The organism is Deinococcus pimensis DSM 21231, from assembly GCF_000519345.1.
GTDB lineage: Bacteria > Deinococcota > Deinococci > Deinococcales > Deinococcaceae > Deinococcus_A > Deinococcus_A pimensis.
Genome location: NZ_KI912645.1, coordinates 47,950 through 48,165, shown reverse-complemented (window position 1 = coordinate 48,165; position 216 = coordinate 47,950). Strand labels below are relative to the sequence as shown.

The following is a 216-nucleotide window of genomic DNA, read 5'->3' as shown; positions in this document are numbered from 1 at the left end:
GCTCGCCCCGCAGGCGGCGCACGTTCCCCGGCGGGACGGCCACGTGCGAGAGCAGTTCGCGCGCCGCGAGGCCGTAGTTGCTCTCCGGGGAGTCGGGCGGCACGGTCCGCTCGTCGGAGAAGTACACGAACACCCGCGCCCAGTCGGTCGGCAGGTCCCGCCACGCCCGGTAGAGGTGCGCGGGCGTGCTGCCACCCGAGAGGGCCACGTGGAACG

1 protein-coding gene is annotated in these 216 nt (G+C 75.0%); it reads right to left on the bottom strand.

The window, feature by feature from the left end; genetic code table 11:
- Positions 1-216 (bottom strand): 6-phosphogluconolactonase (locus tag DEIPI_RS30850; protein ID WP_211238291.1); only part of this gene is annotated, 216 nt, incomplete at both ends.